The sequence below is a fragment of the Sphingomonas mangrovi genome (assembly GCF_047975845.1).
Taxonomy (GTDB): domain Bacteria; phylum Pseudomonadota; class Alphaproteobacteria; order Sphingomonadales; family Sphingomonadaceae; genus Sphingomonas.
On the sequence record NZ_JBIUCZ010000009.1, the window covers coordinates 50,413 to 75,144 of the forward strand.

Below are 24,732 nucleotides of genomic sequence, written 5' to 3' on the forward strand. Positions count from 1 at the left end.
TAGGCACGAGTCCTCCTCAATCCACTGGGACCTGAAGGGGGGACCAATGTTATCTTCCAAGAGACTATGGCTGTGGCTGGGGGCGATCTTCGTCGCGTCCTTCGCAGTCCTCGGCTTTCTCGGCCGGGAAATCTACGTCAAGGCACCGCCGGTGCCCGAGACGATCGTCACGGAATCGGGCAAAACCGTCTACACCCGCGCCGACATCGATACCGGTCGCGAGGTGTGGCAGACGCTGGGCGGCATGCAGCTCGGGTCGGTCTGGGGCCATGGCGGCTATGTGGCGCCCGATTGGGGTGCCGACTGGCTGCACCGCGAGTCGCTCGCGCTGCTCGACATCTGGGCCGGCGAGCGCGGCGCCACGCGCTTCGACCAGCTGTCGGCCGAGGATCAGGCCGGGCTGAAGGAGCGTCTCCGGACCGAGCTGCGCACCAACCGCTACGATCCCGCGACCCGGACGATCACCGTCTCCGACGCGCGCGCGCAGGCGATGGCACGCACCGCCGACCATTATGCGCGGCTGTTCAGCAGCGATCCGGAACTGCGGCCGCTGCGCGTCCAGTACGCGATCCCCGAACGATCGCTGGTGAACCCCACCGACCGCGCCGAGCTCGGCGCCTTCTTCTTCTGGACGGCGTGGACCAGCGTCACGACCCGTCCCGACGACACGATCAGCTACACCAACAACTGGCCGCACGATCCGCTGGTCGGCAACACCCCGTCGGCGTCGTTGGGCATGTGGTCTGTCGCGAGCGTGCTGTTCCTGATCGCCGGCGTCGGCTGGCTCACCTGGTACCAGGCGCGCAAGGGCGAGGACGAGCATGTCGAGGCGCCCGCGGGCGATCCGCTGCTCAAGATGCGCGCGACGCCGTCGATGCGTGCCACCACCAAATATTTCGTGACGGTGGTCGCGCTGTTCCTGGGCCAGATCCTGATGGGCGCGATCACCGCCCATTATGCGGTCGAGGGCCAGGATTTCTATGGCATCGCCATCTCCGACATCATCCCTTATTCGCTGACCCGCACCTGGCACACCCAGCTCGCGATCTTCTGGATCGCCACCGCGTGGCTGGCGACCGGGCTCTACGTCGCGCCGATGCTGTCGGGGCATGAGCCCAAGTACCAGCGGCTGGGCGTCAACGTGCTGTGGGTGGCGCTGCTCGTCGTCGTCGTCGGCTCGTTCGTCGGCGAATGGCTGGCGGTGCAGCAGAAGCTCGGCCACGCCACCAACTTCTGGTTCGGCCACATGGGCTATGAGTTCGTCGACCTGGGCCGCTTCTGGGCGATCCTGCTGTTCGCCGGGCTGATGATCTGGCTGACCCTGGTCGGGCGCGCTCTGTGGCCCGCGCTCAAGACCGCGTCCGAAAGCCGCGGGCTGATCGGCATGGTGTTCGTGTCCACCGTCTGCATCGGCCTGTTCTTCGGCGCCGCGCTCACCTGGGGCCGCCACAGCCCGCTCTCGATGATCGAGTATTTCCGCTGGTGGGTCGTCCACCTGTGGGTCGAGGGCTTCTTCGAGGTGTTCGCGACCGCGGTGATCGCGCTGATCTTCTCGGGGCTGGGGCTGGTGCGCGCACGGGCGGCGAACACGGCGGTGGTCTTCTCGACCGCGGTGTTCCTGACCGGCGGCATCCTCGGCACGCTGCACCACCTCTACTTCTCGGGCACCACCACCCCGATCATCGCCTGGGGTGCGATGTTCTCCGCGCTGGAGGTCGTGCCGCTGGCACTGCTCGGCGTCGAGGCGCTGCACAACTATCGCGCGACGCGGGCGGCGCCGTGGGTGCAGACCTACAAATGGCCGATCCTGTTCTTCGTGGGCGTGTCCTTCTGGAACCTGGTCGGCGCGGGCGTGCTCGGCTTCGCGGTCAACCCGCCGATCTCGCTCTACTACGTCCAGGGGCTCAACCTCACCGCCAGCCACGGCCATGCCGCGCTGTTCGGGGTGTACGGCCTGCTCGGCATCGGGCTGATGCTGTTCTGCCTGCGCACCAGCTACCGCGGCGCATCCTGGTCGGACACGCTGCTGCGGCCGACCTTCGTCGCGCTCAACCTGGGCCTGGCGGGGATGGTGTTCCTGAGCCTCGTGCCCGCCGGCCTGTACCAGGCCTATCAGAGCGTGACCCACGGCTTCTGGTACGCGCGCTCGCCCGAGGTGATCCACAGCCCGGTCATGGAGACGCTGGTGTGGATGCGCGTGCCTGGCGACATCGTGTTCAGCTGCGGCGCGCTGCTGCTGGGGTGGTTCCTCACCCGACTGCTGGTCGGCGGGCGTGCGCGCCGCGCCACCGGCGACGAGCCGGCACTGGTGCCTGCCGAATAAGGCACCACGGGGCCGGCTCGTGACGGAAGCGGGCCGGCCTTCCTTCTTCTTGCGAACGGGATTGAGACGATGAGAGCCGAGAACGCCCGCCACGACCGGCTGATGCGGCTCCCGCCACTATTGCGCGGGGGCTTCCGACCGTTTTTCTTCGGGGGCGCGGTGTGGGCGCTGGTGGTGGTGCTGCTGTGGGTGGCCGCGCTTTCGGGCGCGGTCGAGCTGCCGACGCGCTTCGATCCGCTCGCCTGGCACCGGCACGAGATGCTGTTCGGCTATCTCGGCGCGATCGTCGCCGGCTTCCTGATGACCGCCATCCCGAACTGGACCGGACGGCTGCCGATCGCCGGCGCGCGGCTGGCGGCGCTCGCCGGGCTGTGGCTCGCGGGAAGGCTGGCGGTGCTGTTCTCCGCGCACACGGGCATCGTCCCGGCGCTGCTGCTCGACATCGGCTTCCTCGCCACGCTGACCTTCGTCGCCGCGCGCGAGGTGCTCGCCGCCAAGAACCGCAACCTGCCGATCGTCGTCGCGGTCGCGCTGTTCACGCTGGCGAGCGCGCTCGACCATGCCGAGGCGCTGGGCGCCGCGGTGCCGACGGGCTTCGGCTGGCGGCTGGGCTTCGCGGTGGTGCTGCAGCTGGTGACGCTGATCGGCGGCCGCATCATCCCCTCCTTCACTCGCAACTGGCTGGCCAAGCAGGGGCGGCAGCAGGGGCTCCCCGCGCAGCCGGACCGGTTCGACATCGCGACGCTCGTGGCGACCGGCGTCGCGCTGCTCGGCTGGGTCGCGTTGCCCGAGGCGCCGCTGGTCGCGGTGCTGCTGATCGCGGCGGGGCTGCTCCAGACCGTGCGGCTGGCGCGCTGGTCGGGGCTGCGGACGCTCCGCGACCCACTCGTCTTCATCCTGCACCTGTCCTACGCGTGGCTGCCGCTCGGGCTGCTGCTGCTCGGCGCCAGCGCCTTCGTCTGGTGCATCCCGGCGTCGGCGGCGCTGCACGCGCTCGGCGCCGGATCGATGGCGTCGATGACGCTGGCGGTGATGACCCGCGCGACGCTGGGCCATACCGGCCGCGCGCTGCGCGCCGACGGCTGGACCAGGGCGATCTACGGGCTGGTGACGCTGGGCGCGGCGCTGCGCGTGGCGGCGCCGGCGCTGCCGATCGACTACCAGCGCAGCATCGAGGTGGCGGGCACGCTGTGGGGCGGCGCCTTCCTGCTGTTCGCCGTCGCCTATGCGCCCAAGCTGCTCGGCGCACGGCCGGACGGCAAGCCGTAGGGCGGCGGCTCGCTGCCGCCTCCGCGCCGGTGGTTCCCAGAGGGGACGGCGTCGTAAACGCCGCGCGATCAGCAGCGAACGCACCCGATTGTCGGACGCGCCGAAGCTGTAGCATGGAGCGATGATCCACCGCTCGCGGCGTACCGTGCTCCTGGTGGCCGCGGGCGTGTTGCTCGCGGCAAATGCGGTCTTTCTCTTCGCCCATATGCCGGCGCCCGCCGCTGGAGCCCGTCCGGCATTGTCGCTGCGCATCGAGAGTGTAGGATTCTCCGTCCCGCCGCCGGGCGACCGGCCGATCCTGGCTGACGGCGGTTGGGAGCGTTCCGGCCGCGCCGTGCCGGACCTCCGGCGCTTCGCAGACGAGACTGCTGTGGCGAGCGGCAACATGACGCGCGACGGGCCGATCCTCTTCGTGGGCTTGGGAGAGGCGCAAACCTTCGGGCACTATGTGAGGACGCTCCACGCCATGAAGGAGGCGGGGATCTGTCATGCCGTCGTCTGGGAAAAGGATCCGGAAGGCGACGCGCCGCTCCTGACGCTGTGCGGCGACTGCGTCGGCCACCTATGCGCTTGAGCCCGCGGCGCTAGCGATCCGCCGGCTCAGGATCGTCGGCGAGCGTTAACCTGCGACCTGTACGCTGCCTCACCCGAACACGATCGTCGGGTCGGGGCCGATCAGCAGCGGGTGGAGCCACAACATCGCCGCGTAGAGGCCGCAGCCCAGCGCCAGCGTCGCGAGCAGGTCGCCGCGGCGCCAGCGCAGCCGGGTGCGGCCGGCGAGCAGCGCGGCGAAGGGCAGGCGGGAGGTGCGCGCGGCCAGCACCGACCACTCGGGGCCGAGCGCGCGGCGCTTGCGGCGGTCGATCAGCGGCATGGCGAGCAGCGCGAACAGGGCGAAGCCGCCGAACAGGATCACCGACACCAGATCGCCGTTGGGCACGACGTGGCTCGCCGCCCACAGGACGAACCCCCACAGGATCGGGTGGCGGGTGATCGCGACGATCCCCGGCCGCTTGGGGTCGAAGCGGGCACCGCGGAAGCGGATCGACAGCGGATTGGCGGCGATCGCCCCACCCACGAACAGCAGGAACGCCGGCAGCATCAGCACGACCGGCACGTAATACTGCTCAAGCGTGAGGTCCCATAGCGGCACGAACGGCGCCCGCGTCGCCGCCCCGATCAGCCATGCGAGCAACCCCAGCGACAGGATCGAATAGCCGATCAGATAGCCGCGCAGCCCGACCGCGCCGACCAGGCGCGCGCGAGTCGCGGGGCGGGCGGGGATGCTGTGGCTGAGCAGGAACAGCGCGAGCGCGGCGAAGAACTCGGTCATGGCGCCGGCTATGCCGCGTTCGGCGCTCCCGCTCGCCTCCGGTAGAGCCCCTAGGGACCTCATCCATCTGTGCCGGCGGCGACGTCGGCGGCATGCTCGCCTCGTTCCCAGCAGCGGAGGACGAGAGATGCCGGACCAGGATCGCGCGCCCGATGCGCGAGATATCGCAGCCATTTGGCCCTGCGCCAGCCTGATGATGCCGTTCCCGATTCCCGATCTCGGCGAGGCCGGCGCCCCGCAGGCGGACGCAGGCGCGACCGCCGCGCCTGCGCGCCACGCTTGCGGCGTCACGCTCGTGTCGCGACTGCGGCAGCGGTTCGTCGCCGCGCCGCCAAGACCGGCCGGGGTCGCGCGAACATGAGCGGAATCGAGTTCGAGCAGACCCCCAACCCGGACGCGCTGCGCGTGCTGCCAGGGCGCATTGTGTCGGAAGGCGGTCCGCGCCAGTACGACCGCGGCGCCGCCGCCGCCGATCCGCTCGCCGCCGAGCTGCTGGCGCTGCCGGGCGTGGCGCGGGTGATGCTCGGGCGCGAGTTCGTGACGGTGGTGCGGCTCGACGCCTCGGTCGACTGGAAGGCGCTCCGGCCCGAGATCGCGCTGACGCTGCTCGACTGGCTCGATCGCCCTGCGCCCTCGCAGCCGGCGGCGGCGCCGCGCGCGGTGCACGACGGCGCCGTCGGGCAGCAGATCGAGGCGGTGCTCGACCGCCACGTCCGCCCGCGTCTTGCCGCCGACGGCGGCGACGCGGTGCTGGTCCGCTACGATCCCGCCGACGGCACCGCCTGGGTGCGAATGGAGGGCGCATGCGGCGGCTGCCCGTCGGGCAGCATGACGCTCAAGCAAGGCATCGCGCGCACCATCCGCCACTGGGTGCCCGAAGTCCGGCGAGTCGCGGCGGAGGCGGAGACGCTCGCCGAGAAGGTCGATCCCAAGGCGCGCTTCCGCGACTGGGTCGCCGCGAAATGGGGCACGAAGGCGGGGTAGGGGGCGAAGCCGTTTACCCTCGTTCGCCTCGATCAGCCGTCGAGCCTGTCGATACGGGCTCTCGACAAGCTCGATCCCTACTCGAGACAACGGAAACGGGCGGGAGCGACGCTCCCTCAGGCCAGCCGCGTGATCATCACCATGCGCACCAGTTCGGACAGGGTGCGTGCGCCCGTCTTGGTCATGACGTTGGCGCGATAGACCTCGACGGTGCGCGCGCTGATGTCGAGGTCGAAGGCGATGACCTTGTTCGCCTTGCCGTCGATCAGCCCCTCCATCACTTCGCGTTCGCGGCCCGACAGCGTGGCGAGCCGGCGCGCGATCTCGTCGCGCTCGCTTTCCAGCTCGTGGCGGCTCTGGTGCTTGGCGAGCGCGGTGCGCACCGCCGAGAGGATCGCATCGTCGCTGAACGGCTTCTCGATGAAGTCGGAGACGCCGGCGTGCATCGCCTGGATCGCCATCGGCACGTCGGCATGGCCGGTGATGACGATCACCGGATCGGTGACGCCCAGCGCCTGGAGCTTGCCGAGCAGTTCGATGCCGCTGATCTCGGGCATGCGGACGTCGGTGATGATGCAGCCGTGCGCCATCGTCGGCACCGCCGCCAGGAACTCGACCGCCGACGCATAGGTGCGCGTCTGAAGATCGGCGCAGTCGAGCAGAAAGGCGAGCGAGGTGCGTGCGCCTTCGTCGTCGTCGATCACGTGCACCACGGGCTCAGTCGCCATCGGTGAGTTCCTCCTTGTCGATCCGCGGCACGGTGAACCGGAACACCGCGCCGCCTCCCTCGTTCGGTCCCGCCCAGATCTTGCCGCCATGCGCTTCGACGATCGTGCGGCAGATGGAAAGCCCCACGCCCATGCCGGTGCGCTTGGTGGTGACGAACGGGCGGAACAGCTGGTCGGCGACGTCGGGCCGGATGCCCGGGCCGGTATCCGCCACCTTGACGATCGCCATGCCGTCTTCGGCGGGCTTGAGCGAGACGGTCAGGTCGCGCCGCGCGCTGTCGATCATCGCGTCGACCGCGTTGCGCAGCAGGTTCAGGATCACCTGCTGGATCTGCACGCGGTCGGCGAGCACCAGCTCGACCTCCGGGCTGAGGTGGAAGCGCACGCGGATGCCGTGCTCGCGCGCGCCGACCAGCGCCAGCGCGCTTGCCTCCTCCAGCAGCTTGGGCAGGCTCTCCACCGTCCGCTCGGTCTCGCCGCGCGCCACGAAGTCGCGCAGGCGGCGGATGATCTCGCCGGCGCGCAGCGTCTCCTTGCCGGCGCGCTCGACCGCATCGGCGACGCGGTCGACGGGCACGGGATCGCGGGTCAGCAGCTTCTTGCTGCCCATCAGATAGTTGCCGATCGCGCTCAGCGGCTGGTTGAGTTCGTGCGCCAGCGCCGACGCCATTTCGCCGAGCGCGGTGAGCCGCGAGACATGGACGAGTTCGCTCTGCAGTTCCTGCAGCCGGGTCTCGGTCTGCTGGCGCTCGGTCAGGTCGCGGACGAAGCCGGTGAAGAAGCGCCCCTCGGGCAGCTGCATCTCGCCGACCGCCAGCTCCATCGGAAAGGTCGAGCCGTCCTTGCGCTCGCCCACCACCACCCGGCCGATGCCGATGATCCGCCGCTCGCCGGTGCGGCTGTAGCGCTGGAGATAGCCGTCGTGCGCCTCGCGATAGGGGGAGGGCATCAGCATCTTGACGTTCTTGCCGGTGACTTCCTCGGCGCTCCAGCCGAACTGGCGCTCGGCGGTGTCGCTGAAATCCTGGATCAGCCCCGCCTCGTCGATCACGATCATCGCGTCGGGGACGGTGCGCAGGATGGAGGTGAGGTGCGCCTCGCGCTGGGCGAGCTCGCGGGTGCTGTCGGCCTCGCGCCGGCGCGCGCGCTGGAGGTGCCCGCCGCCCGCCGCCACCACGGTGCACACGCATACGAACACCGCCGCCGCCACCCAGTCGCCGAACAGCAGCTCGCCCGTCATGCCGTCGGCGGTGAGCCCGGCTGCGGCGCCGACGATGCCGGCGACCATCGCCGGCCAGAAGCCGCCGCTCGCCCCCGCGACGACGCCGGGCACGAAGAAGATGAAGGTCGCGCGCTTTTCGAGCAGCGGGTCGAACCCCAGCCGTGCCGCGAAGCCGATGCCCAGGATCGCCAGCGCCGCCAGCGTCGAGAGCGAGGCGTTGGCATGCTCGACGAACGCGACCGGAACGCGGCCCTTCAGCGCCGGCCGAAGCGTGCGCCGCGTCGGCGGCTCAACTCCGGTACCCGCCGTAGGATGAACACCCAAGTTTCCGCTCCCGCTGGCTGCGCCTAGGCCGTTCTTGCAGACGCAGAGCGCAGGTGCACGCGTCGAACGGAGAATACAACGCCATGTCGTTCGCCCCCGGCCGCCGCGATCGCGCCGCCTGAGCATCGACGATCATGGCCGATTTTCCTCCCGAAGAATCCCGCGCCGTCGGCGCCCGGGTGTTGCTGGTCGACGCGGACGCCGCGGTGCGCGCCGCGGTCGCCTTCGCGCTGGAGGTGGAGGGATTCGTCGTCGGCGCCTACGAGACCGCCGACGCGCTGCTCGCGCTCGGCGCGCCGCAGGACAGCCGCTGCCTGGTGCTCGACCACCGCCTGCCGGGGACCGACGGGCTGGCGCTGCTCGGCCGGTTGCGCGCCTCCGGCGTGCGCTCGCCCGCGATCCTGCTCACCAGCAACCCCAGCCGGCGGCTGCGCCGGCGGATCGAGGACGCCGGTGCGCGGCTGATCGAGAAGCCGCTGCTCTCCCACGCCCTCGCCGCCACGATCCGCTCGGTCGCGGGACCGTTCCAGGAGCCGGTTCAATGAGCGGCGCGCGGCTGGAGGTCGGCAGCGGTGTGAGCCGTCCAGCCGCCGATGGGTGCGGTGTCGGCGTCGAGTGCGACGTGGTTGCGCAGCGGCCCGTCGCCGGGGATCGGCTGGACCAGCGCGTGCGCGCCGAGTTCGGCGGCGCGCTGTTCGAGCGCCGCCGTCAGGTGCCGGCGGCCGCGCCCGGCGGCGCTGACCTCCAGCGTGACGAACGTGTCGACCAGCATCACCCGACCGTCGCCGTGCGCGACGATGCGGTAGCTGGCGACGCCGAAGACGCCGCCGTCGCAGGTCTGCAGGACCAGCAGCGGCATGCCGGCGGGGCGCGTGGTGACGAAGTCCGCCCATCGCTCGGGCGAGACCGCCGGCGCGACGATGCGGACGAGGAGATAGGCCTCCGCGGCATCGCGCGGCTGCATCTCCGTTACGGAAAATAGCGGCATGACGGACCTGCTCGCAGCGACGGGTGTCGCCCCTGCTACGCCGCCGGGCGGGCGTCGCGTTGACCTGCCTCACTTCTCAAAATCCGGGAGTCTTTCGATGTACCTCACCGATCCGCGTTGCGAGGACCGGGCGCTGGCGTGCGATCATCCGTGCTTCGACTGCCCGGTCCGCGACGCCGCCGTGTGCAATTCGCTGGGCCGCGAGGATCTCGCCGAGTTCCGCCGCAGCGGCACGTCGAAGCTGCTCGCAGCCGGCGAGGCGCTGTGCTGGCAGGGCGAGGTCGCGACCGAGGTGTTCAGCGTCACCCGCGGGGTGCTGCGGCTGTCGATCCTGCTGCCCGACGGGCGGCGCCAGGTGACCGGCTTCGCCTTTCCCGGCGACTTCCTGGGACTCACCCTGGAGGACGAGCATCCCTTCACCGCCGAGGCGGTGTGCGAGGCGCAGCTCTGCCGCTTCTCTCGCGCGCGGTTCGACGGCTTCGTCGAGGCGCATCCGCAGATGGAGCGCCGGCTCTACTCGGCGGCGGCCAACGAGCTGTCCGCCGCGCGCGACCAGATGATCCTGCTGGGCCGCAAGACCGCGACCGAGCGCGTCGCGAGCTTCCTGCTCCAGATGACGCGCCACAGCCCGCAACGGCCGGGCGAGCCGCTGCGCGCGCTGCTGCCGATGTCGCGCACCGACATGGCCGATTATCTGGGACTGCGCATCGAGACGGTCAGCCGCGAGCTGAGCGCGCTCAAGGCGGCGCGGCTGGTCCGCACCGTCAGCGTCCACGAGCTGCAGATCCTCGACCGCGACGGACTGAACCGGCTTGCGGCGGGCACCGGCACGTCGGCGGCGTGAGATGGATCAAAACTGCGCCGGCACCGCCGCCAATTGATCCTCCTCAAGTGACGTCCGCACTGCCCCGCTATGCCGCTTCCGACACCAAGAAGGGGCATGGAAGATGTTCAAGAAGAGCCTGTTTGTCCAAGCGAGCATCGCGGCATTCGGCGCGGCGCTGATCGGCGCGCCGGCGCTGGCACAAGATCATGCCCATGCCGCACCGGCGAGCGCGGCCGCCGCGAAGACGGGCGACGTCGTGCGCGACGCGACCGATCTTCCGGCGCCGATCGCGCGGCGGTCTCCCGAAACCGTGCGCGTGCATCTCGACACCGTCGAAGTCACCGGCCAGCTCGATGACGGCACCAGCTATCACTACTGGACCTTCAACGGGAAGGTGCCCGGGCCGTTCGTCCGCGTCCGCGTCGGCGACACCGTCGAGGTGACGATGAAGAACGCCGCCGACAGCGTGATGATGCACAACGTCGACTTCCACGCGGTGACCGGCCCCGGCGGCGGCGCGGTGGCGACGATGGCCGGCCCGGGCGAGACCAAGGGCTTCACCTTCAAGGCGCTCAACCCCGGTCTCTACGTCTATCACTGCGCGACGCCGATGGTCGCCTCGCACATCGCCAACGGCATGTACGGGCTGATCCTGGTCGAGCCGGAGGAGGGCCTGTCGAAGGTCGATCACGAATTCTACGTGATGCAGGGCGAGATCTACACCGAGGAAGCGCATGGCACCAAGGGCGAGCTCACCGAGAGCCTCGACAAGCTGCTCGCCGAAACCCCGGAATATTACGTGTTCAACGGTGCCGCCGACGCGCTCGCCAAGCGGCCGCTGAAGGCGAAGGTGGGCGAGAGCGTGCGCATCTTCTTCGGGGTGGGCGGTCCCAACAAGACCTCCAGCTTCCACGTCATCGGCGAGATCTTCGACCGGGCCTATCCGCTCGCGTCGATCACTTCCGCGCCGATGACCGACGTCCAGACGATGACGGTGCCGCCGGGCGGCGCGGCGATGGCCGAGTTCAAGGTCGACGTCCCCGGCAACTTCGTGCTCGTCGACCATGCGCTCTCCCGCATGGAACGGGGCCTGAAGGGACTGCTGGTGGTGGAGGGCGCGCAACAGCCCGCCCTCTTCCAGCCCGCCCAGCCGCTCGATCCCAACGCGAACACCGGCCACTGACCGGAGCGGCGGCCCGGGCGACACCCGGGCCGCCTTCCGCCACGCAAGCGCCCGTGCGGTCCTCCGCGCGGGCGTTTGTGCGTGGGCGGCGGGGCAACCGCCCTTGCCTCTTCCGATCGTCATCCTGACGGGAGTCAGGATCCATTGCCGCAGCGGTGGTGGGACTTGGAAAGGGTAGCGTGTCTGGATGCTGATTTCCGTCAGCATGACGAGGTGAGACGACCGGGCGCTCTCGCGACTCAAGCTAGTCCCTGTTCAAGGTGCCGACCGGGACCGTGCTCCCGCGCAGGCGGGAGCCCAGGGTTCCACGCGCCTCCATCCGCGGTTCTGCATGGCATCTGGCTTGCGCCTGCGCGGAGGCAATGCGGCCGGTATTCTCGTGGCCGCCCGCCTGCCGCCGCGGCGCAACCGCCCACACGAAAACGGGCGCCGCCCTTCCGGACGGCGCCCGTCGCTCGCGGGGTGAGGCGGGGCTCAGTTCACGCTGGCGAGCAATCCGCTCATCACCGTCTTGGCCTTGCCCGGCAGCGTGACGGTCTTGGCCTGGGCGAGGTTCGTCGGATTGCCGACCACCACAACGCCGACCATGCCCATGCCCAGGTGCGGCGTGCACTTGAAGCCGTAGACGCCCGGCTTGGTGAAGGTGACCGTGATCGGCTTGTTCATCGCGCCCTTGAAGGGCTGCGCGCCGGCGGGGACCATGCCGGGAATGCTCTCGGCATCATGGCCCATATCGGTGGGGGTGAAGGTGACGCTTTCGCCGGGCTTCACGCGGACCAGCGCCGGTTCGAACACCATCATCCCGGCAGCACCCTTGTTGAGCATCTTCACGGTCTTCGGCGGGCCGGCATGGGCGGGAGCTGCGAACGCGACGACGGCTGCGGCGCCGAGGATCAGAGCGGGAATACGCATGGAAATCTCCGTGGCTTGGCGGGTGCTTGCCCGTTGCCCACGGTCTAGGCACTCCCTCCCACCGCGGGTGTGACGTGCATCAAAAAATCGAGGCGTCCCGGTCATTTGAGGCAGGTCAAGCGATGCCGCCCGCCGGCTGCCACCGCTGTGCACGGGACGATCGTGCACGGGGGTAGGGGAACATGGGTTTCGCCGACATCGGATCATCGAGGGCGACCGCGCCGCCCGGCCGCAGCGACGCCGCGCCGGCCGTGCCGCGCACGCTTCTCTCCGGCCGGCGGCACGCGCCGCGGCCGCAGCCCCATCCAGACCGGACACCCGCCATGACCCTGATCCGCCTCGCGACCTTGTTCGCCGCCGCCGCCGCATCGATCGCGCCGCCGGCGCTCGCCCAGCAGGCAGCGCCTCCCGCCTTCAAGCCCGACCGCACCGCCGAGGACTATCGCTATCTCGCCGACCCGGCGAAGCGCGGCTCGGACTGGGACGCGATCAAATACGTGCCGCTCGACGCCGACGGCAGCATCTACGCCTCGTTCGGAGGCGAGCTCCGCGAACGCGCGGAGGCGATGGACCGTCCGGCGTTCGGCATCGGCGGGCGCGAGGCGGACAGCTATCTGCTCCAACGCGTGCTGCTCCACGCCGATCTCCACCTGGGCCAAGCGGTGCGGGTGTTCGCGCAGGCCGGCGCGCACGAGGCGTTCGGCAAGAAGCTGCTGGCGCTGCCGGACGAGGATCACCTCGACGTCCACCAACTGTTCGTCGAGGTACAGCCGGCGGCGGGGCTCACCATCCGGGTCGGGCGGCAGGAGATGGCGTTCAACGCCAGCCAGCGCTTCGTCTCGTTCCGCGACGGCACCAACGTGCGCCAGAACTTCGACGGCGCGCGCGCCACCTTCCTTCGCGGTGCGCTCAAGCTCGACGGCTTCTACGTCCATCCGGTGACGCTCGACCACGGCATCTTCGACGACCACGGCGCCGACGAGCAGGCGTTCGGCGGGCTCTATGCGTCGATGGGACTGGATGCGGCGCGCAGCCGGACGGTCGACGGCTATTGGTTCTATCTCGACCGCGACGTGGCGAGCTACGGCGGCGTGGCGGGCGAGGAACATCGCCACAGCATCGGCGTGCGCACCGGCGGTGCGGCCGGCGGCTGGGATTGGGATGTCGAGGCGCTGCTCCAGCGCGGGCGGTTCGCGGGGCAGGACATCCGCGCGTGGGAAGCCTCGGCGGACCTCGGCTATACGCTGGCGGGGGCGTGGAAGCCGCGGCTGGCGCTGCGCTTCGACGCGGGATCGGGCGACGATCGCCGCGGCGACGGCACGCTCGGCACCTTCGACCCGCTGTTCCCCAAGGGCCCCCATTTCAACGAGGCGAACGTCACCAGCTTCGCCAACCTGATCGCGCTGCGCCCGAGCGTGCGCGTGCAGCCCACGCCCAGGCTGGGCGTCGAGGCGGCGGTGCAGTGGAAGTGGAAGGAGGCGCGCGCCGATGCGGTCTATCTGGGCCCGGCGGCGGCGCTGGCGGGAACGGCGGGGACGCCGCGCGAGATCGGCCAGGTCACCTCGCTCGACGCGACCTACCAGCTCGACCGCCACTGGTCCTTGCGCGGCTATTATCTGCACCACAGCGCGGGCGACGCGATCCGCGCCGCGGGCGGCGACGCGATCGACTTCGGCATGGCGAGCGTGCAGTTCCGCTTCTGAAGGGGGATGGGGCAAGGGGGTCGGTCACGATCGGCCCTCTCTCGCGGTGTCGGTGCTCCTGCGACGGCAGGAGCACCGGATTTCGGCGGCAATCTCAGATCGCGCGCGAGTGGCGGACCGGACCCTGACCGAGATACTGGTCGAACGCGGCGGCGACGACGCGGACCAGCGGGCGCGCCGCCTCCGGCACCTCGACGACGGTGCCGCGTACGTCGGCGAGCCCGTCCGCCACCAGCGGGGCGAGCTGCGGCGCATCGGCGAGCAATGCGCCGGCATCGGCGTCGAACCGCGCGCACAGGGCGTCCAGGTCGACGCGATAATCGCACATCAGCCGTTCGATGATCGCGGCGCGCAGCCGGTCCTCGCCCGCATAGGCGCAGACCTTGGTCGCGGCGGTGCCCGATGCGGCGATCCGCTTCTGATAGTCGCCGATCAGCACCGCGTTCTGGACGTAGCCCTGCGGCAGCCGCCCGATCGACGAGGCGCCGAAGCCGATCAGCGTCTCGCAGCCGTCGGTGGTATAGCCCTGGAAGTTGCGGTGGAGCGTCCCTTCCTCGAACGAGATCGCCAGCGCGTCGTCGGGGCGGGCGTAGTGGTCGAGGCCGATGCGGATATAGCCTGCGGCCTGCAGCGTCTCGGCGATCGCCTCCGCCTGCGCGTGGCGGTCGGCACCGTCGGGGAGCGCCGCCTCGTCGATCTTGCGCTGGTGGATCTTGAAGCTCGGCACATGCGCATAGCCGAACACCGCGAAGCGATCGGGTGCGAGCGTCAGCGCCTGCGCGACGGTGTCCAGGCAGGACGCGACGCTCTGGTGCGGCAGGCCGTAGATCAGGTCGAAGTTGATCCCGGCGACCCCGGCGGCGCGCAGGCTGCGGGTGACCGCGGCGGTCTGCTCGAAACTCTGGATGCGGTTGATCGCGTGCTGGACGACGGGATCGAAGCTCTGCACGCCAAGGCTCGCGCGGGTGACGCCGCCCTGCGCCAGCGCGTCGATCATCGCCTGGTCGAGCGTGCGCGGGTCGAGCTCGATCGCGACCTCGGTCCCCGCGTCGATCGCATAGGCGGCGTCGAGCGTCGCCATCAGCGCGACGAACTGCTCGGGCTGCATCAGGCTGGGGGTGCCGCCGCCGAAATGGATGTGGCCGACCGGCAGCCGCTGCCCGGTGGCGCGCGCGACCCAGTCGACCTCCCGGTGCAGCGCGTCGAGGTAGCGCGCGATCGGCGCGTCGCGCGCGGTGATAGTGGTGTGGCAGCCGCAGTACCAGCACATCGAGCGGCAGAAGGGGACGTGGAGGTAGAGCGACACCACCTCGTGGCCCGGCAGCATCGCCAGCCAGTCGGCATAGCGCTCGGGCGTCATGCCGGGTGCGAAATGCGGCGCGGTGGGGTAGCTGGTGTAGCGCGGCAACGGCCGGTCGGCGTAGCGCGCGACGATCTCTGGCGTCACGTCCGGGCTCCTGATTGGCTGGAGCGGCTTGCGATAGCGCAGGCAGGCGCCGGTCGCGCCTCGGGTACGCACCGGATGGGGGACCTCCGCGCCCGCAACAGGTGGCGGGCGCGCGCCTTGTGCCGCCAGCGGAGGATGCCGGTGACGAACAGCACCGCCGGCAGCAGTCCGCTCGCGAACACCAGCAGGCGTCCGAAAAGGCCGAACGCCTCGCCGTTGTGGAGCGGGTGCAGCCAGTTGAGCAGCACGTCGCCCCGACCGTCGGCCCGCGGATCGCGCACCGCCAGCACGCGCGCGCTGCGGGCGTCGATCCAGACGGTGGTGCGCGGGAAGCGCTGGCTCGGCTCGTGCGGCTGGGCGAGGGTGATCCGGTAGACGCCGTGGGCATCGGCCGGCGTCTCGATCCAGGCGAGCCTCGCGCCGGGAAAGCGCTGCGTAGCCACCGCGACCGCGGCGTCGACGGAAATGCGCGGGCCGGTGCCGGCCGAATGCAGCGTCGGCGCGACGAACAGCGGACTCATCTGGGCGAGCAGCGGGTGGACCTGGCCCGGCAGCTCGAGCAGCGCGCCGGTCAGCGTCACGCCGGCGAGCAGCACCAGCCCGTAGACACCGGAGACGTTGTGGAGGTCGTAGACGTGGCGCTGGGCCGAGGCGTTGCGCTTGACGGTGAGCGCGATGCGCCAGCGCCCGGTCGCCGGCCACCAGAGGTAGATGCCGGACGCCATCAGCACCAGGCACAGCAGGCCGACGACGCCCAGCAGCGTCCCGCCCGCCGGCCCGGCGAGCAGCCGATAGTGGAGGTCGTAGATCCAGCTGAGCCCGCGCTCGCCCCATTGCTCCTGCCGCACCACTTGCCCGGTCGTCGGATCGACCCAGGCGAGCCGCGGTGCGAAGCCGCGGTGCAGGCTCTCCGGCGTCGCCATGTAGCGTGCGGGCACGATGCCGCCCTCCGGCGGCACCTCGATCCGCCACCCGCCGGCAAGCGTCGGGTCGGCGCGTCGCAGCGCCGCGAGCACCGCCTCCCAGCTGTCGGGTCGTGCACCGGGCGCGCTGCGGACGGCGGGGTGCAGCGCGCCGTCGATGCCGCGGTAGAAGACCAGCGCGCTGCCGGTGAGGCCGACCAGCGCGAACAGCGCGCCCAGCACCACGCCGATCCACAGATGCACGCGAACGACCAGCTGGCGGCGATCGGGCCGGGGGTCTGCCGGGGGGCGTACCCTCGTCGTCGCGCTGCGCCTCCACAGGCGGTGCATCGTCTCGCTTCCCCGTCCGGTCCCGCCGTTCGCGATCGCGCAACGGCACCGCGCTTGTCGGCCGCCGGGCTCCGACCCGCAACCTGGGGGTTCGCCCGAGGAGGCGCGCGCGCCGCCCGGCCCGAACCTTCGATCCGTCCCGCGGGCGGCGCGGGCGGTGGCGTCTCGGCTTGGCACCCTCCGACTGGAGGGATAGGTCGGCTGCCGAAGGCGTTGCCGCTTGCCGGGAAGGTCGTACGAGAAGGAAGCCCGCAGGCATGAGCAAGGCGATCGGTGGCGGCGACCGGGAGGTCGCGGAGAATCTGATGCGCATGGCGCTGGCGCTGCTCGACCGCGCGCACTGCACCGTGGCGACGGCGCATCTCCAGCTGGCGATCGACACGCTCGTCGAAGACGTGCCGCGCGAACCGACGCCCGAGGAGATCGCCCGCTTCCTCGATCGGCCCGCGAAGGACGCCGGCGGCGCCCCGCGTCCCGGCGACGCCGCCGCCTGAACCCGCGCCGCCGCGTCAGCGCGGCGTGAGCGTCACCTGAGTCGCCTTGCCCGACAGCGGGATGGTGTAGGCGCCGCGCTCGACCGGCGCGTCGAGCGCATAGGGGCGGGCACCGGCGACCGTGGTTTCCGCCACCAGCCGCGCGGCGGGGGTGAAGCGGTCCTTGCCCGCCAGCGTCAGCGTGACCCGGCCGCTCGCCGGATCGTAGTCGGCGGCGTCGATTTTGCCCGCCTCCAGCGTCAGCCACAGCCCCGCAGGTGCGACGAACAGCCGCGTACGCGCGCTGTCCTTGGGCTCGACGTGGAGCGTGCCGCCCTGTTGCGTCAGGTTGCCGCCATAGGCCAGCCAGCCGAAGCTCTTGTCGTTCACCAGATAGGTGGCGGTCGCATAGGCGTGGCCGAAGAAGCCCATGCCGTAGTCGCCGGTATAGGCGTCCCACTGCATCCTGTCGGGATAGGAGTGGAAGGCGGCGCTGGCGAAGCCCTGCTGGTCGATGTTGGTGATCCCGCCCATCATCCCCCCGTATGCGACGCGCAGCAGGTGGCTGTCGGTGGGATCGGCGCGGAACGCATCGAACAGCGGCACCGCGTTCAACGCCGAGCCATAGTGGTGGATCTGCCGTTCGATCCGCGCGACCTTGCCGCCGTAGAGGAAGTCCCAATAGCGCCGCGCGTTGCCGTTGTAGCCCCAGCTCGGGATGCTGGGGTCGTAGGCGAGGATCACTTCGCGCGTCTCGTCGGCCTGCGGCTGATGGCCGAAGTAGCGCATCCAGGCGTAGACCTCGGGCTGGCCGGTCGAATCCCACGCCATCTCGCTGCCGAACGGATAGGGCAGCGTCTTCCAATGGTCGGCGCGGGCCTTCATCAGCCGCTCCATCTCGGTCGCCTGCGCGGTCAGCCCCTCGCGCTTTAGGTCCTTGAGGATGTCGACGAAGACGTCGCCCTCCATCTGGCCGAACTGCGCATAATAGGGCGCGTCGCGCATCATCGCGACGGTCGTCTGGAACGCGTGGTCGAGATACCAGCGCCAGTCGTGCGTCCTGACCATGCCGGGATGGTTGCGCGCCAGCCGGTAGAGCACCCAGTGGCCGATCGCGACGTGCGGATAATTGTACGAGCGGCCGAGGTCGCCGGCATGCTCCTTGTTCCACGCGGTCCAGTTCTTCCAGTTCTTGTCCGGGTCGTAGTAGCCGGGATGCTCGCTGGGCTCGTAGTAGAACAGGCTCTTCTTGACCGCGCCGGCGTGCGGGCCGTCGGCGACCTGCAGCTTGCCGACCACCGTTTCGTCGACCAGCCGCTCGAGCTTGGCGACCTCGCCGCGGTCGGGGTTGTCGAGCTGCTTCATCATCGCCGCGACCCAGGCGCCGGCACCGCCCTCGTCGCTCATCCCCGCGATCCACACGCGGGTTTCCTGGGTGAGGATGCGGTCGGCCTCGCGATCGTAGCTCAGGATCGCGGGTGCGCGGTGGAACGGATCGGCCTTGTCGTCGAACCATTGCTTGGTGGTCGAGAAGCGGCCGAGGTCGGCCATCGCCTCGCCCAGCGGCTTGGTCACGAAGTAGCTGACCGTCTGCACGCTGTCGTCGGCATAGGTGATCGACAGCCGCGCGCGACCCCAGCCGTGGCCGCGCACCGCGTAGCGCGCCCAGCCGTTGACGGGCGCCGCGGGGGTGGCGGTGAGCGCGCCGGCGGGTTCGCTCTCGACCTTCACCACCGGTTGCGCGCTTTTCAGGAACAGGCTCGCGTCCATGTCGGTCGGTACGACATAGCCGGGGATGCCGACCGCGACCGGGCGCGCCTGCTGCACCAGCGTGTTCTCGATGCCGCGGATCGACGGCGCCTGCACCAGCCGCACGCCGAAGCTGCGCGTCTCGCCCGGCGCCAGCGTGATGCTGGTCGGCGCATTCCACTGCTCGCCGGCGTCCTTCCACTCCTTTTCAGCGAAGCCCTTGCTGGCCACCGTCCAGTCGTAGAAGCCCTCCGATACTTGGCCGCGCGGGCTGCGGTCGGTGAACACGTCGCCCTTGTCGGCCCAGCGGCTCTCCAGGATCGGGCGATAGGCCTCCAGCGGCGTGCCGCGCTCGGGCAGCACCAGCAGCGCCGGTCCCTTGCCGTTGAGCCGGGTGACCTGAAGGTATCCCGCATCGCGGCCGATGTACGGGTCGACGAAGCTCGCCTGGGCGTGCGCGGTTTCCAGGTCGCGATCGAGGATAATGTTGTCGAACACCATCGGCATGCCGAACCCGCCGATCTCGACCGGGCTGCTGCCCGGGTTAGTGAGGGTGAAGCGCAGCGCCACCGCCTTGCCCTCGGTCGCCCAGCGCCGCTCGACCTTGAGCGGGAACCCCGTGCCCATCGACGCGGTGATGTCGGCGGAGGCAAGCGTGCCGGGCCGCGTGGCGAGCTTGCGGACCGGCGCACGGCGGTGGGACGAGGCGAAGTCCTGCCACGCGCCGCCGGGGGTGCGCAGCCGCAGGTTGAGATCGCCCAAGTGGACGTAGCCGTCCCCCGCGCGCTCCGCCTCGCGCCCGCCCGGCACGAAGTCGAACGCCGGCTCGGCATGGGGCGACAGCCGGGCGAGCGTGCCCGTGTCGCTGCGCAGCTCCAGCCGGAAGTCGGCGGTGCGATAGGCGGTGCGCGCGATCGGCTTGTAGACCTTCTTGGCCGGCTTCTCCTGCGCCCAGGCGGGGGCGAGCACCGGCGCGAGCGGAACGGCGGCGAGCAGCGCCAGGAGGGGCAGGGTACGGACGGTGCGCATAAGGGCTCCTAGCGTGCGGCGGCGGCGGTGGTGGGTTCGGGGACGATCGGCGCGAGCGGCGGCGGCGCCTCGTCGAGCAGGTTGCGCGTGAAATAGTCGCGCAGCTTGCGCCAGAAGAACGGCTGGAACACGCGGTGGGTGGTGTTCGGCAGGATGACGATGTCGACGTCGCGGTTCGCGCGGATCAGCGCGTTGGCGAGACGGAAGCTCTCGGTCACCGGCACGTTGTCGTCGATGTCGCCGTGGATCAGCAGCAGCTTGCCCACCAGGTTGCCGGCGACCGACAGGTTGGAGTTGCGCTCCCAGGTGGCATCATCGGCATAGCCCATCGACACCTCGGGCCACCATGCCTTGTCGAGCCGCAGGTCGTGGTTGCCCGACGACGACACCGCGACCTTGAAGAAGCCCGGCCGGCGCAGGATGAAGCGCGCCGCGTCGTAGCCGCCCGCCGACCCGCCGTAGACGCCGACCCGCCCGGCATCGAGACAGGGGTAGCGCGCCGCCATCTGGCGGATCATCGCGATATGGTCGTCGATGCCGACCTCGCCCAGGTTCTGATAGGCGGGCAGCCGGAATGCCTGGCCGCGGCGCGAGGTGCCGCGCCCGTCGATCATCACCACCACCGCGCCGATCTGCGCCAGCGCGTTGGTGCTGCTCATCACCGCGCCGTCCCAGCTGGTCGGCACCTGGGTGGTGGTGGGCCCGGTGTAGACGTTGTCGATCACCGGGTAGCGCTTGGTCGGATCGAAGTTCGCCGGTCGGAAGATCATGCCGTGGAGCACGGTCTTGCCGTCGGCGGCGAGGCCGGTGAACGGCTCGGGCGGGGTGAAGCCGGTCGCCATCAGCGCGCTGGGATCGGCCTTGCCCAGTTCCAGCACGATGCGCCCGTCGCTGGCATCGCGCAGCACGGTGCGCGTCGGTACCGTCGGGCTCGACATGCGGTCGAGGAACCAGCGACCGTCCTCGGAGACGCTGGTGTCGTGGTCGAGCGGCTCGGGGGTGAGCAGCTGCGGCGCCGACCCGTCGAGCCGCACGCGATAGAGGCCGCGGTAATAGGGGTTGCGATCCGCCTCGCGCCCGACGCCGGCGATCAGCACCTCGCGCGCCTCGGCATCGACGCGTTCGAGGCCGATCACTTCCCAGGTGCCGCGGGTGAGCGGTATGCCGCCGTCGGGATCGTCGGGGCGCACCAGATAGAGCTGCGCCCAGCCCGAGCGTTCGGAGACCGCGAGCGTGCCGCCCAGGTCGGGCGCCGGCCACAGCTGGGTCGAGGTGACGGTGACGATCGGCTTGACGGTTTCGCGCGCGACGACGGTGGCGGCGCCGGTTTGCGGATCGACCGAATAGACCCGCAGCTGGCCGTAGCCGCGCTCGGTCCACTGGACGCGAACCTTGTCGCCCTCCCATCCCATGTCGGGATCGGCGGGGTAGAGCAGCGATTCGCTCGGCACCTGCACCGGCACGATCGTCGCGCGGCGGCGGCGCAGCGCCTGCTCGACGTCGATCACCAGCCGCTCTGCCTGAGGCAGCCTGGCCGCGCCCGCGAGCGGGTAGACGTAGCGGAAGCTGCGCGGATAGAAGCTGCCGGGCGGGTTCTCCTGCGTGACCGACAGTCGCTCGACCCCGCGCGTGTCGAGCCGCCAGCTGACGATGCGGCGCGAATCGGGCGACCAGCGCACCGACACCGGCATCTCCGGCTCCTCGGTGCCGGCCTTCAGAATGTCGGCGAGCTGGGGAATGCCGCGGCCATAAGGCTGCTCGCGCGTGCCGTCGATGGTGAGCGCGACCTCGCGGCCCGATCGCTGGTCGACCGCGAACAGGTTGTAGTCGCGCGCGCCGATGCGGAAGCGGCCGTCGGGCGACACCGCGTCGCGGCCGTCCGCCGCGCCCTTCTCGGCTTCGGCGAGGGTGCCGTCGGCGGCGAGCGTCCAGCGCTTGTCGAACGCGCCGAAGCTGAGCGTGCCGGCCTGCGGATCATAGTCGACGCGCTCGATCGGCAGTTTGCCGGGCGCGACCTTCTCGTGCGCGGCGGCGGCGAGCGCGGTGGCGAGCTGCGGCTCGGTGATGACGGTGCGGGTCGTGCCCGCGGCGATGTCGTGGAAGAAGAGCGTGCCTGCGGCGTGGGCACCGCGCCGGAACAGGATGCCGCGTCCGCCAGCGACGAAGGTCGCGTGCGGATCGCGGTCGGCGATCAGCTTTTCCATCGACTCGGCGAGATAGCGGTCGCCGGCCGCATAGCGCGCGGCGATCGGCAGCGTCGGCAGCGTCGGCAGCGTCGGCAGCGTCGGCGGCGCGGGGGCCGCAGCGGGCGCCGGGTGGCCGGGCGTTCTCGGCTGGGCGTCGGCGATCGTGCTGGATATCAGCAACGCGGTGCAGGCAAGCAGCAGCGGACGACGAAGCACCGGCGGATCTCCTCGGTGAGCAGGTCCCGGCGCCCCCTCGGCCCGCGACACACCCATGAGAACAGCTGCATGGACCAGCGTCAAATACTTTATACGATCATCTGAGCTGCGGGGTAGCGGAGGCGAACGGTTGACGCTCCGGCCGCCATACCGTAATCGTATACGGTATTTCAGGGAGGATGAGGTGATCCAGAGCAATCGCCGGGAGCTGCTGATCGGCGCCGCAACGCTGGCCTTCGCCGCGCAGGGTGCTCCCGCGCTCGCCCGTGTCGCCGGCGCCAACGGCTCGCTGCTGCCGGCCAAGCCCAAGCCGCTGCCGCTGAATGCGGTGCGGCTCAAGCCGTCCGACTATGCCACGGCGGTGGAGGTCAACCGCGGCTATCTCCACCGGCTCGATCCCGACCGCTTCCTCCACAACTTCCGCAAATATGCCGGGCTGGAGCCCAAGGCGCCGATCTACGGCGGGTGGGAAAGCGACACGATCGCGGGTCATACGCTCGGCCACTACATGACCGCGCTGGTGCTCACCTGGCAGCAGACCGGCGATCCCGAATGCCGCCGCCGCGCCGACTATATCGTCGACGAACTCGCCGAGGCGCAGGCAAAGCGCGGCACCGGCTACGTCGGCGCGCTGGGCCGCAAGCGCAAGGACGGCACCATCGTCGACGGGGAGGAGATCTTTCCCGAGGTGATGAAGGGCGAGATCCGCTCGGGCGGGTTCGACCTCAACGGCAGCTGGTCGCCGCTCTACACGGTGCACAAGCTGTTCGCCGGGCTGCTCGACGTCCACGGCGCCTGGGGCAACAAGAAGGCGCTGGAGGTCGTGACCGGCCTGGGCGGCTATTTCGAGCGGGTGTTCGCCGCGCTCGACGACGAGCAGATGCAGCAGCTCTTGGGCTGCGAATACGGCGGCCTCAACGAAAGCTATGCCGAGCTCTATGCGCGCACCGGCGACAAGCGCTGGCTGGCGGTCGCCGAACGGATCTACGATCGCAAGGTGCTCGACCCGCTGGTCGCGGGCGAGGACAAGCTCGCCAACTTCCACGCCAACACCCAGGTGCCCAAGCTGATCGGCCTCGCCCGGCTCCACGAGCTCACCGGCAAGTCCGAGCAGCGCGACGCCGCCGCCTTCTTCTGGAAGACGGTAACCGAGCACCACAGCTACGTCATCGGCGGCAACGCGGACCGCGAGTATTTCTCCGAGCCGGATACGATCGCCGACCACATCACCGAGCAGACCTGCGAGCACTGCAACAGCTACAACATGCTCAAGCTGACGCAGCACCTCTACCATTGGCAGCCGGACGGCGCGCTGTTCGACTATTACGAGCGCGCGCACCTCAACCACGTGATGTCGGCGCAGAACCCGAAGACGGGCGGCTTCACCTACATGACGCCGCTGATGACGGGCACCAAGCGCGGCTATTCGCAGCCCGACGAGGACGCCTTCTGGTGCTGCGTCGGCTCGGGCATGGAAAGCCACGCCAAACACGGCGAGGCGATCTTCTGGGAGGGCGAGGGCGGCCTGATCGTCAACCTCTACATTCCCGCCCAGGCGCAATGGGAGACGCGCGGCGCCGACGTGACGCTCGACACCGCCTATCCGTTCGAGCCGGGCGCGCGGCTGACGCTCGCCGCGCTCCGGAAGCGCGGGCGCTTCCCGATCGCGCTGCGCGTTCCCGGCTGGGCCGGTGGCACGGTGCAGGTGACGGTGAACGACGAGGCCGTCACTCCGGCAGTCGGCAACGGCTATGCGGTGGTCGATCGCCGCTGGAAGGCGGGCGACGTGGTCGCGATCACCTTCCCGCTCGACCTGCGGCTCGAATCCGCACCCGGATCGCCCGACACGGTGGCGGTGGTGCGCGGGCCGATGGTGCTCGCCGCCGACCTGGGCGCAGGGGAGGGCGACTGGGAGGGGGCGGATCCTGCGATGGTCGGCGACCAGCCGCTCGCTGCCTTCACCCCCGCGACTGGCCGCGCGACCTATGCCACGCGCGGGCTGCTGCGGCCGGCGGACCTGAACTTCGTGCCCTTCTATTCGCAGTACGACCGCCGCAGCGCCGTCTATTTCAAGCGCTTCAGCGAGACGGCGTGGCAGAAGGAGCAGGTCGCCTTCCTCGCCGAACAGGCGCGCACCAAGGACATCGCCGCGCGCTCGGTCGACGTGATGCACCTGGGCGAGATGCAGCCCGAGCGCGACCATGCGCTGGTGTCGGAAATCTCCTATCCCGTCACCTATCGCGGCAAGAACGGCCGAGACGCGCGCTCCGGCGGCTATTTCGAGTTCGCGATGAAGACCAAGCCGGGGCCGCTGGTGCTGCAGGCGAGCTACTGGGGCAGCGAGCGCGCGCGCGACTTCGACATCCTGGTCGACAATGTGAAGCTCGCCACCCAGCACCTCGACAACGACCGGCTGGGCAAGTTCTTCGACGTTGAATATCCCGTCCCCGAAGCGCTCACCAAGGGCAAGCAGAGCGTGAAGGTGAAGTTCGTGCCGCACGACCGCAGCACCGCCGGGCCGGTGTTCGGCGTCCGTCTGTTCACCGCCAAGCCGGGCGCGAAGACGTGAGCGCGGCGGCGGCCG

General features: G+C 70.4%; 20 protein-coding genes. 11 read left to right on the forward strand and 9 right to left on the reverse strand.

What is annotated here, in order from left to right; all coding sequences use genetic code 11:
- Nucleotides 1–46: 46 nt before the first annotated feature.
- The 3 genes from ACBY01_RS06575 (at nucleotide 47) to ACBY01_RS06585 (ending at nucleotide 4,166) form a co-directional block, all read left to right on the forward strand.
- Complete coding sequence (locus tag ACBY01_RS06575; protein WP_416459995.1) at nucleotides 47–2,323, forward strand: nitric-oxide reductase large subunit; 2,277 nt, start codon at nucleotides 47–49, stop codon at nucleotides 2,321–2,323.
- 69 nt (nucleotides 2,324–2,392) lie between these two features.
- Nucleotides 2,393–3,592, forward strand: a complete 1,200-nt coding sequence (locus ACBY01_RS06580) for an NnrS family protein (RefSeq protein ID WP_416459996.1) — start codon at nucleotides 2,393–2,395, stop codon at nucleotides 3,590–3,592.
- Nucleotides 3,593–3,713: 121 nt separating this feature from the next.
- Complete coding sequence (locus ACBY01_RS06585; RefSeq protein ID WP_416459997.1) at nucleotides 3,714–4,166, forward strand: hypothetical protein; 453 nt, start codon at nucleotides 3,714–3,716, stop codon at nucleotides 4,164–4,166.
- A 69-nt stretch (nucleotides 4,167–4,235) separates the two neighbouring features.
- Here ACBY01_RS06585 and ACBY01_RS06590 read toward each other — a convergent pair whose 3' ends face one another.
- Entirely contained in the window at nucleotides 4,236–4,925 is a 690-nt protein-coding gene (locus tag ACBY01_RS06590) for an NnrU family protein (protein WP_416459998.1), read from the reverse strand.
- Between the two features lie 127 nt (nucleotides 4,926–5,052).
- Here ACBY01_RS06590 and ACBY01_RS06595 point away from each other — a divergent pair, with 127 nt between their 5' ends.
- Nucleotides 5,053–5,286, forward strand: a complete 234-nt coding sequence (locus ACBY01_RS06595) for a hypothetical protein (RefSeq protein WP_416459999.1) — start codon at nucleotides 5,053–5,055, stop codon at nucleotides 5,284–5,286.
- Entirely contained in the window at nucleotides 5,283–5,909 is a 627-nt protein-coding gene (locus ACBY01_RS06600) for a NifU family protein (RefSeq protein WP_416460000.1), read from the forward strand. Before ACBY01_RS06595 ends, ACBY01_RS06600 begins: the two co-directional genes overlap by 4 nt.
- Nucleotides 5,910–6,025: 116 nt before the next feature.
- Here the strand turns inward: ACBY01_RS06600 and fixJ are convergent, their stop codons facing one another.
- The gene (gene fixJ / locus ACBY01_RS06605; protein WP_416460001.1) at nucleotides 6,026–6,637 is read right to left on the reverse strand and encodes a response regulator FixJ; all 612 of its coding nucleotides are present in this window, start codon (nucleotides 6,635–6,637) and stop codon (nucleotides 6,026–6,028) included.
- Complete coding sequence (locus tag ACBY01_RS06610; RefSeq protein ID WP_416460002.1) at nucleotides 6,627–8,183, reverse strand: PAS domain S-box protein; 1,557 nt, start codon at nucleotides 8,181–8,183, stop codon at nucleotides 6,627–6,629. The genes fixJ and ACBY01_RS06610 overlap by 11 nt, the downstream gene beginning before the upstream one ends.
- A gap of 134 nt (nucleotides 8,184–8,317) precedes the next feature.
- Here ACBY01_RS06610 and ACBY01_RS06615 point away from each other — a divergent pair, with 134 nt between their 5' ends.
- Entirely contained in the window at nucleotides 8,318–8,728 is a 411-nt protein-coding gene (locus tag ACBY01_RS06615) for a response regulator (protein ID WP_416460003.1), read from the forward strand.
- Here the strand turns inward: ACBY01_RS06615 and ACBY01_RS06620 are convergent.
- On the reverse strand, nucleotides 8,722–9,171 hold the full coding sequence (locus tag ACBY01_RS06620; protein WP_416460004.1) for a hypothetical protein: 450 nt from the start codon (nucleotides 9,169–9,171) through the stop codon (nucleotides 8,722–8,724). The genes ACBY01_RS06615 and ACBY01_RS06620 overlap by 7 nt on opposite strands.
- A 97-nt stretch (nucleotides 9,172–9,268) precedes the next feature.
- Between ACBY01_RS06620 and ACBY01_RS06625 the strand changes: the two genes are divergently transcribed.
- Nucleotides 9,269–10,015, forward strand: a complete 747-nt coding sequence (locus ACBY01_RS06625; RefSeq protein WP_416460005.1) for a Crp/Fnr family transcriptional regulator — start codon at nucleotides 9,269–9,271, stop codon at nucleotides 10,013–10,015.
- A 103-nt stretch (nucleotides 10,016–10,118) separates the two neighbouring features.
- On the forward strand, nucleotides 10,119–11,180 hold the full coding sequence (nirK, locus tag ACBY01_RS06630; RefSeq protein WP_416460006.1) for a copper-containing nitrite reductase: 1,062 nt from the start codon (nucleotides 10,119–10,121) through the stop codon (nucleotides 11,178–11,180).
- A gap of 474 nt (nucleotides 11,181–11,654) precedes the next feature.
- Here the strand turns inward: nirK and ACBY01_RS06635 are convergent, their stop codons facing one another.
- A complete protein-coding gene (locus ACBY01_RS06635) occupies nucleotides 11,655–12,092 on the reverse strand; it encodes a pseudoazurin (RefSeq protein ID WP_416460007.1) in 438 nt (145 codons plus the stop codon).
- 323 nt (nucleotides 12,093–12,415) lie between these two features.
- Here ACBY01_RS06635 and ACBY01_RS06640 point away from each other — a divergent pair, with 323 nt between their 5' ends.
- Nucleotides 12,416–13,795 (forward strand): alginate export family protein, encoded by a 1,380-nt coding sequence (locus tag ACBY01_RS06640; RefSeq protein WP_416460008.1) that lies wholly within the window; start codon nucleotides 12,416–12,418, stop codon nucleotides 13,793–13,795.
- A 94-nt stretch (nucleotides 13,796–13,889) separates the two neighbouring features.
- Here the strand turns inward: ACBY01_RS06640 and hemN are convergent, their stop codons facing one another.
- Both hemN and ACBY01_RS06650 read right to left on the reverse strand, forming a co-directional pair.
- A complete protein-coding gene (gene hemN / locus ACBY01_RS06645; RefSeq protein ID WP_416460009.1) occupies nucleotides 13,890–15,242 on the reverse strand; it encodes an oxygen-independent coproporphyrinogen III oxidase in 1,353 nt (450 codons plus the stop codon).
- Nucleotides 15,239–16,408, reverse strand: a complete 1,170-nt coding sequence (locus tag ACBY01_RS06650; protein WP_416460010.1) for a PepSY-associated TM helix domain-containing protein — start codon at nucleotides 16,406–16,408, stop codon at nucleotides 15,239–15,241. The genes hemN and ACBY01_RS06650 overlap by 4 nt, the downstream gene beginning before the upstream one ends.
- Before the next feature lie 344 nt (nucleotides 16,409–16,752).
- Here ACBY01_RS06650 and ACBY01_RS06655 point away from each other — a divergent pair, with 344 nt between their 5' ends.
- Complete coding sequence (locus ACBY01_RS06655) at nucleotides 16,753–16,989, forward strand: hypothetical protein (protein ID WP_416460011.1); 237 nt, start codon at nucleotides 16,753–16,755, stop codon at nucleotides 16,987–16,989.
- A 15-nt stretch (nucleotides 16,990–17,004) separates the two neighbouring features.
- On the opposite strand, the gene ACBY01_RS06660 is transcribed toward ACBY01_RS06655, so the two are convergent.
- On the reverse strand, nucleotides 17,005–19,746 hold the full coding sequence (locus ACBY01_RS06660; RefSeq protein ID WP_416460012.1) for a DUF5695 domain-containing protein: 2,742 nt from the start codon (nucleotides 19,744–19,746) through the stop codon (nucleotides 17,005–17,007).
- A gap of 8 nt (nucleotides 19,747–19,754) precedes the next feature.
- Nucleotides 19,755–22,148 (reverse strand): S9 family peptidase, encoded by a 2,394-nt coding sequence (locus ACBY01_RS06665; RefSeq protein WP_416460013.1) that lies wholly within the window; start codon nucleotides 22,146–22,148, stop codon nucleotides 19,755–19,757.
- A gap of 184 nt (nucleotides 22,149–22,332) precedes the next feature.
- On the opposite strand from ACBY01_RS06665, the gene ACBY01_RS06670 reads away from it, so the two are divergent.
- Nucleotides 22,333–24,717 carry a beta-L-arabinofuranosidase domain-containing protein gene (locus ACBY01_RS06670; protein WP_416460014.1) on the forward strand — a complete coding sequence of 795 codons (2,385 nt, stop codon included), beginning with the start codon at nucleotides 22,333–22,335 and terminating at the stop codon, nucleotides 24,715–24,717.
- Nucleotides 24,718–24,732 lie beyond the last annotated feature (15 nt).

What these genes read in the sequence shown, in the direction of transcription:
- ACBY01_RS06585 (WP_416459997.1), top strand. Translation starts at nt 3,714, where the DNA reads ATGATCCACCGCTCGCGGCGTACCGTGCTCCTGGTGGCCGCGGGCGTG.
- ACBY01_RS06655 (WP_416460011.1), top strand. Translation starts at nt 16,753, where the DNA reads ATGAGCAAGGCGATCGGTGGCGGCGACCGGGAGGTCGCGGAGAATCTG.
- ACBY01_RS06635 (WP_416460007.1), bottom strand. Translation starts at nt 12,092, where the DNA reads ATGCGTATTCCCGCTCTGATCCTCGGCGCCGCAGCCGTCGTCGCGTTC.
- ACBY01_RS06660 (WP_416460012.1), bottom strand. Translation starts at nt 19,746, where the DNA reads ATGCGCACCGTCCGTACCCTGCCCCTCCTGGCGCTGCTCGCCGCCGTT.
- ACBY01_RS06575 (WP_416459995.1), top strand. Translation starts at nt 47, where the DNA reads ATGTTATCTTCCAAGAGACTATGGCTGTGGCTGGGGGCGATCTTCGTC.
- ACBY01_RS06625 (WP_416460005.1), top strand. Translation starts at nt 9,269, where the DNA reads ATGTACCTCACCGATCCGCGTTGCGAGGACCGGGCGCTGGCGTGCGAT.
- ACBY01_RS06620 (WP_416460004.1), bottom strand. Translation starts at nt 9,171, where the DNA reads ATGCCGCTATTTTCCGTAACGGAGATGCAGCCGCGCGATGCCGCGGAG.
- ACBY01_RS06590 (WP_416459998.1), bottom strand. Translation starts at nt 4,925, where the DNA reads ATGACCGAGTTCTTCGCCGCGCTCGCGCTGTTCCTGCTCAGCCACAGC.
- ACBY01_RS06615 (WP_416460003.1), top strand. Translation starts at nt 8,318, where the DNA reads ATGGCCGATTTTCCTCCCGAAGAATCCCGCGCCGTCGGCGCCCGGGTG.
- nirK (WP_416460006.1), top strand. Translation starts at nt 10,119, where the DNA reads ATGTTCAAGAAGAGCCTGTTTGTCCAAGCGAGCATCGCGGCATTCGGC.
- ACBY01_RS06640 (WP_416460008.1), top strand. Translation starts at nt 12,416, where the DNA reads ATGACCCTGATCCGCCTCGCGACCTTGTTCGCCGCCGCCGCCGCATCG.
- ACBY01_RS06595 (WP_416459999.1), top strand. Translation starts at nt 5,053, where the DNA reads ATGCCGGACCAGGATCGCGCGCCCGATGCGCGAGATATCGCAGCCATT.
- ACBY01_RS06600 (WP_416460000.1), top strand. Translation starts at nt 5,283, where the DNA reads ATGAGCGGAATCGAGTTCGAGCAGACCCCCAACCCGGACGCGCTGCGC.
- ACBY01_RS06580 (WP_416459996.1), top strand. Translation starts at nt 2,393, where the DNA reads ATGAGAGCCGAGAACGCCCGCCACGACCGGCTGATGCGGCTCCCGCCA.
- fixJ (WP_416460001.1), bottom strand. Translation starts at nt 6,637, where the DNA reads ATGGCGACTGAGCCCGTGGTGCACGTGATCGACGACGACGAAGGCGCA.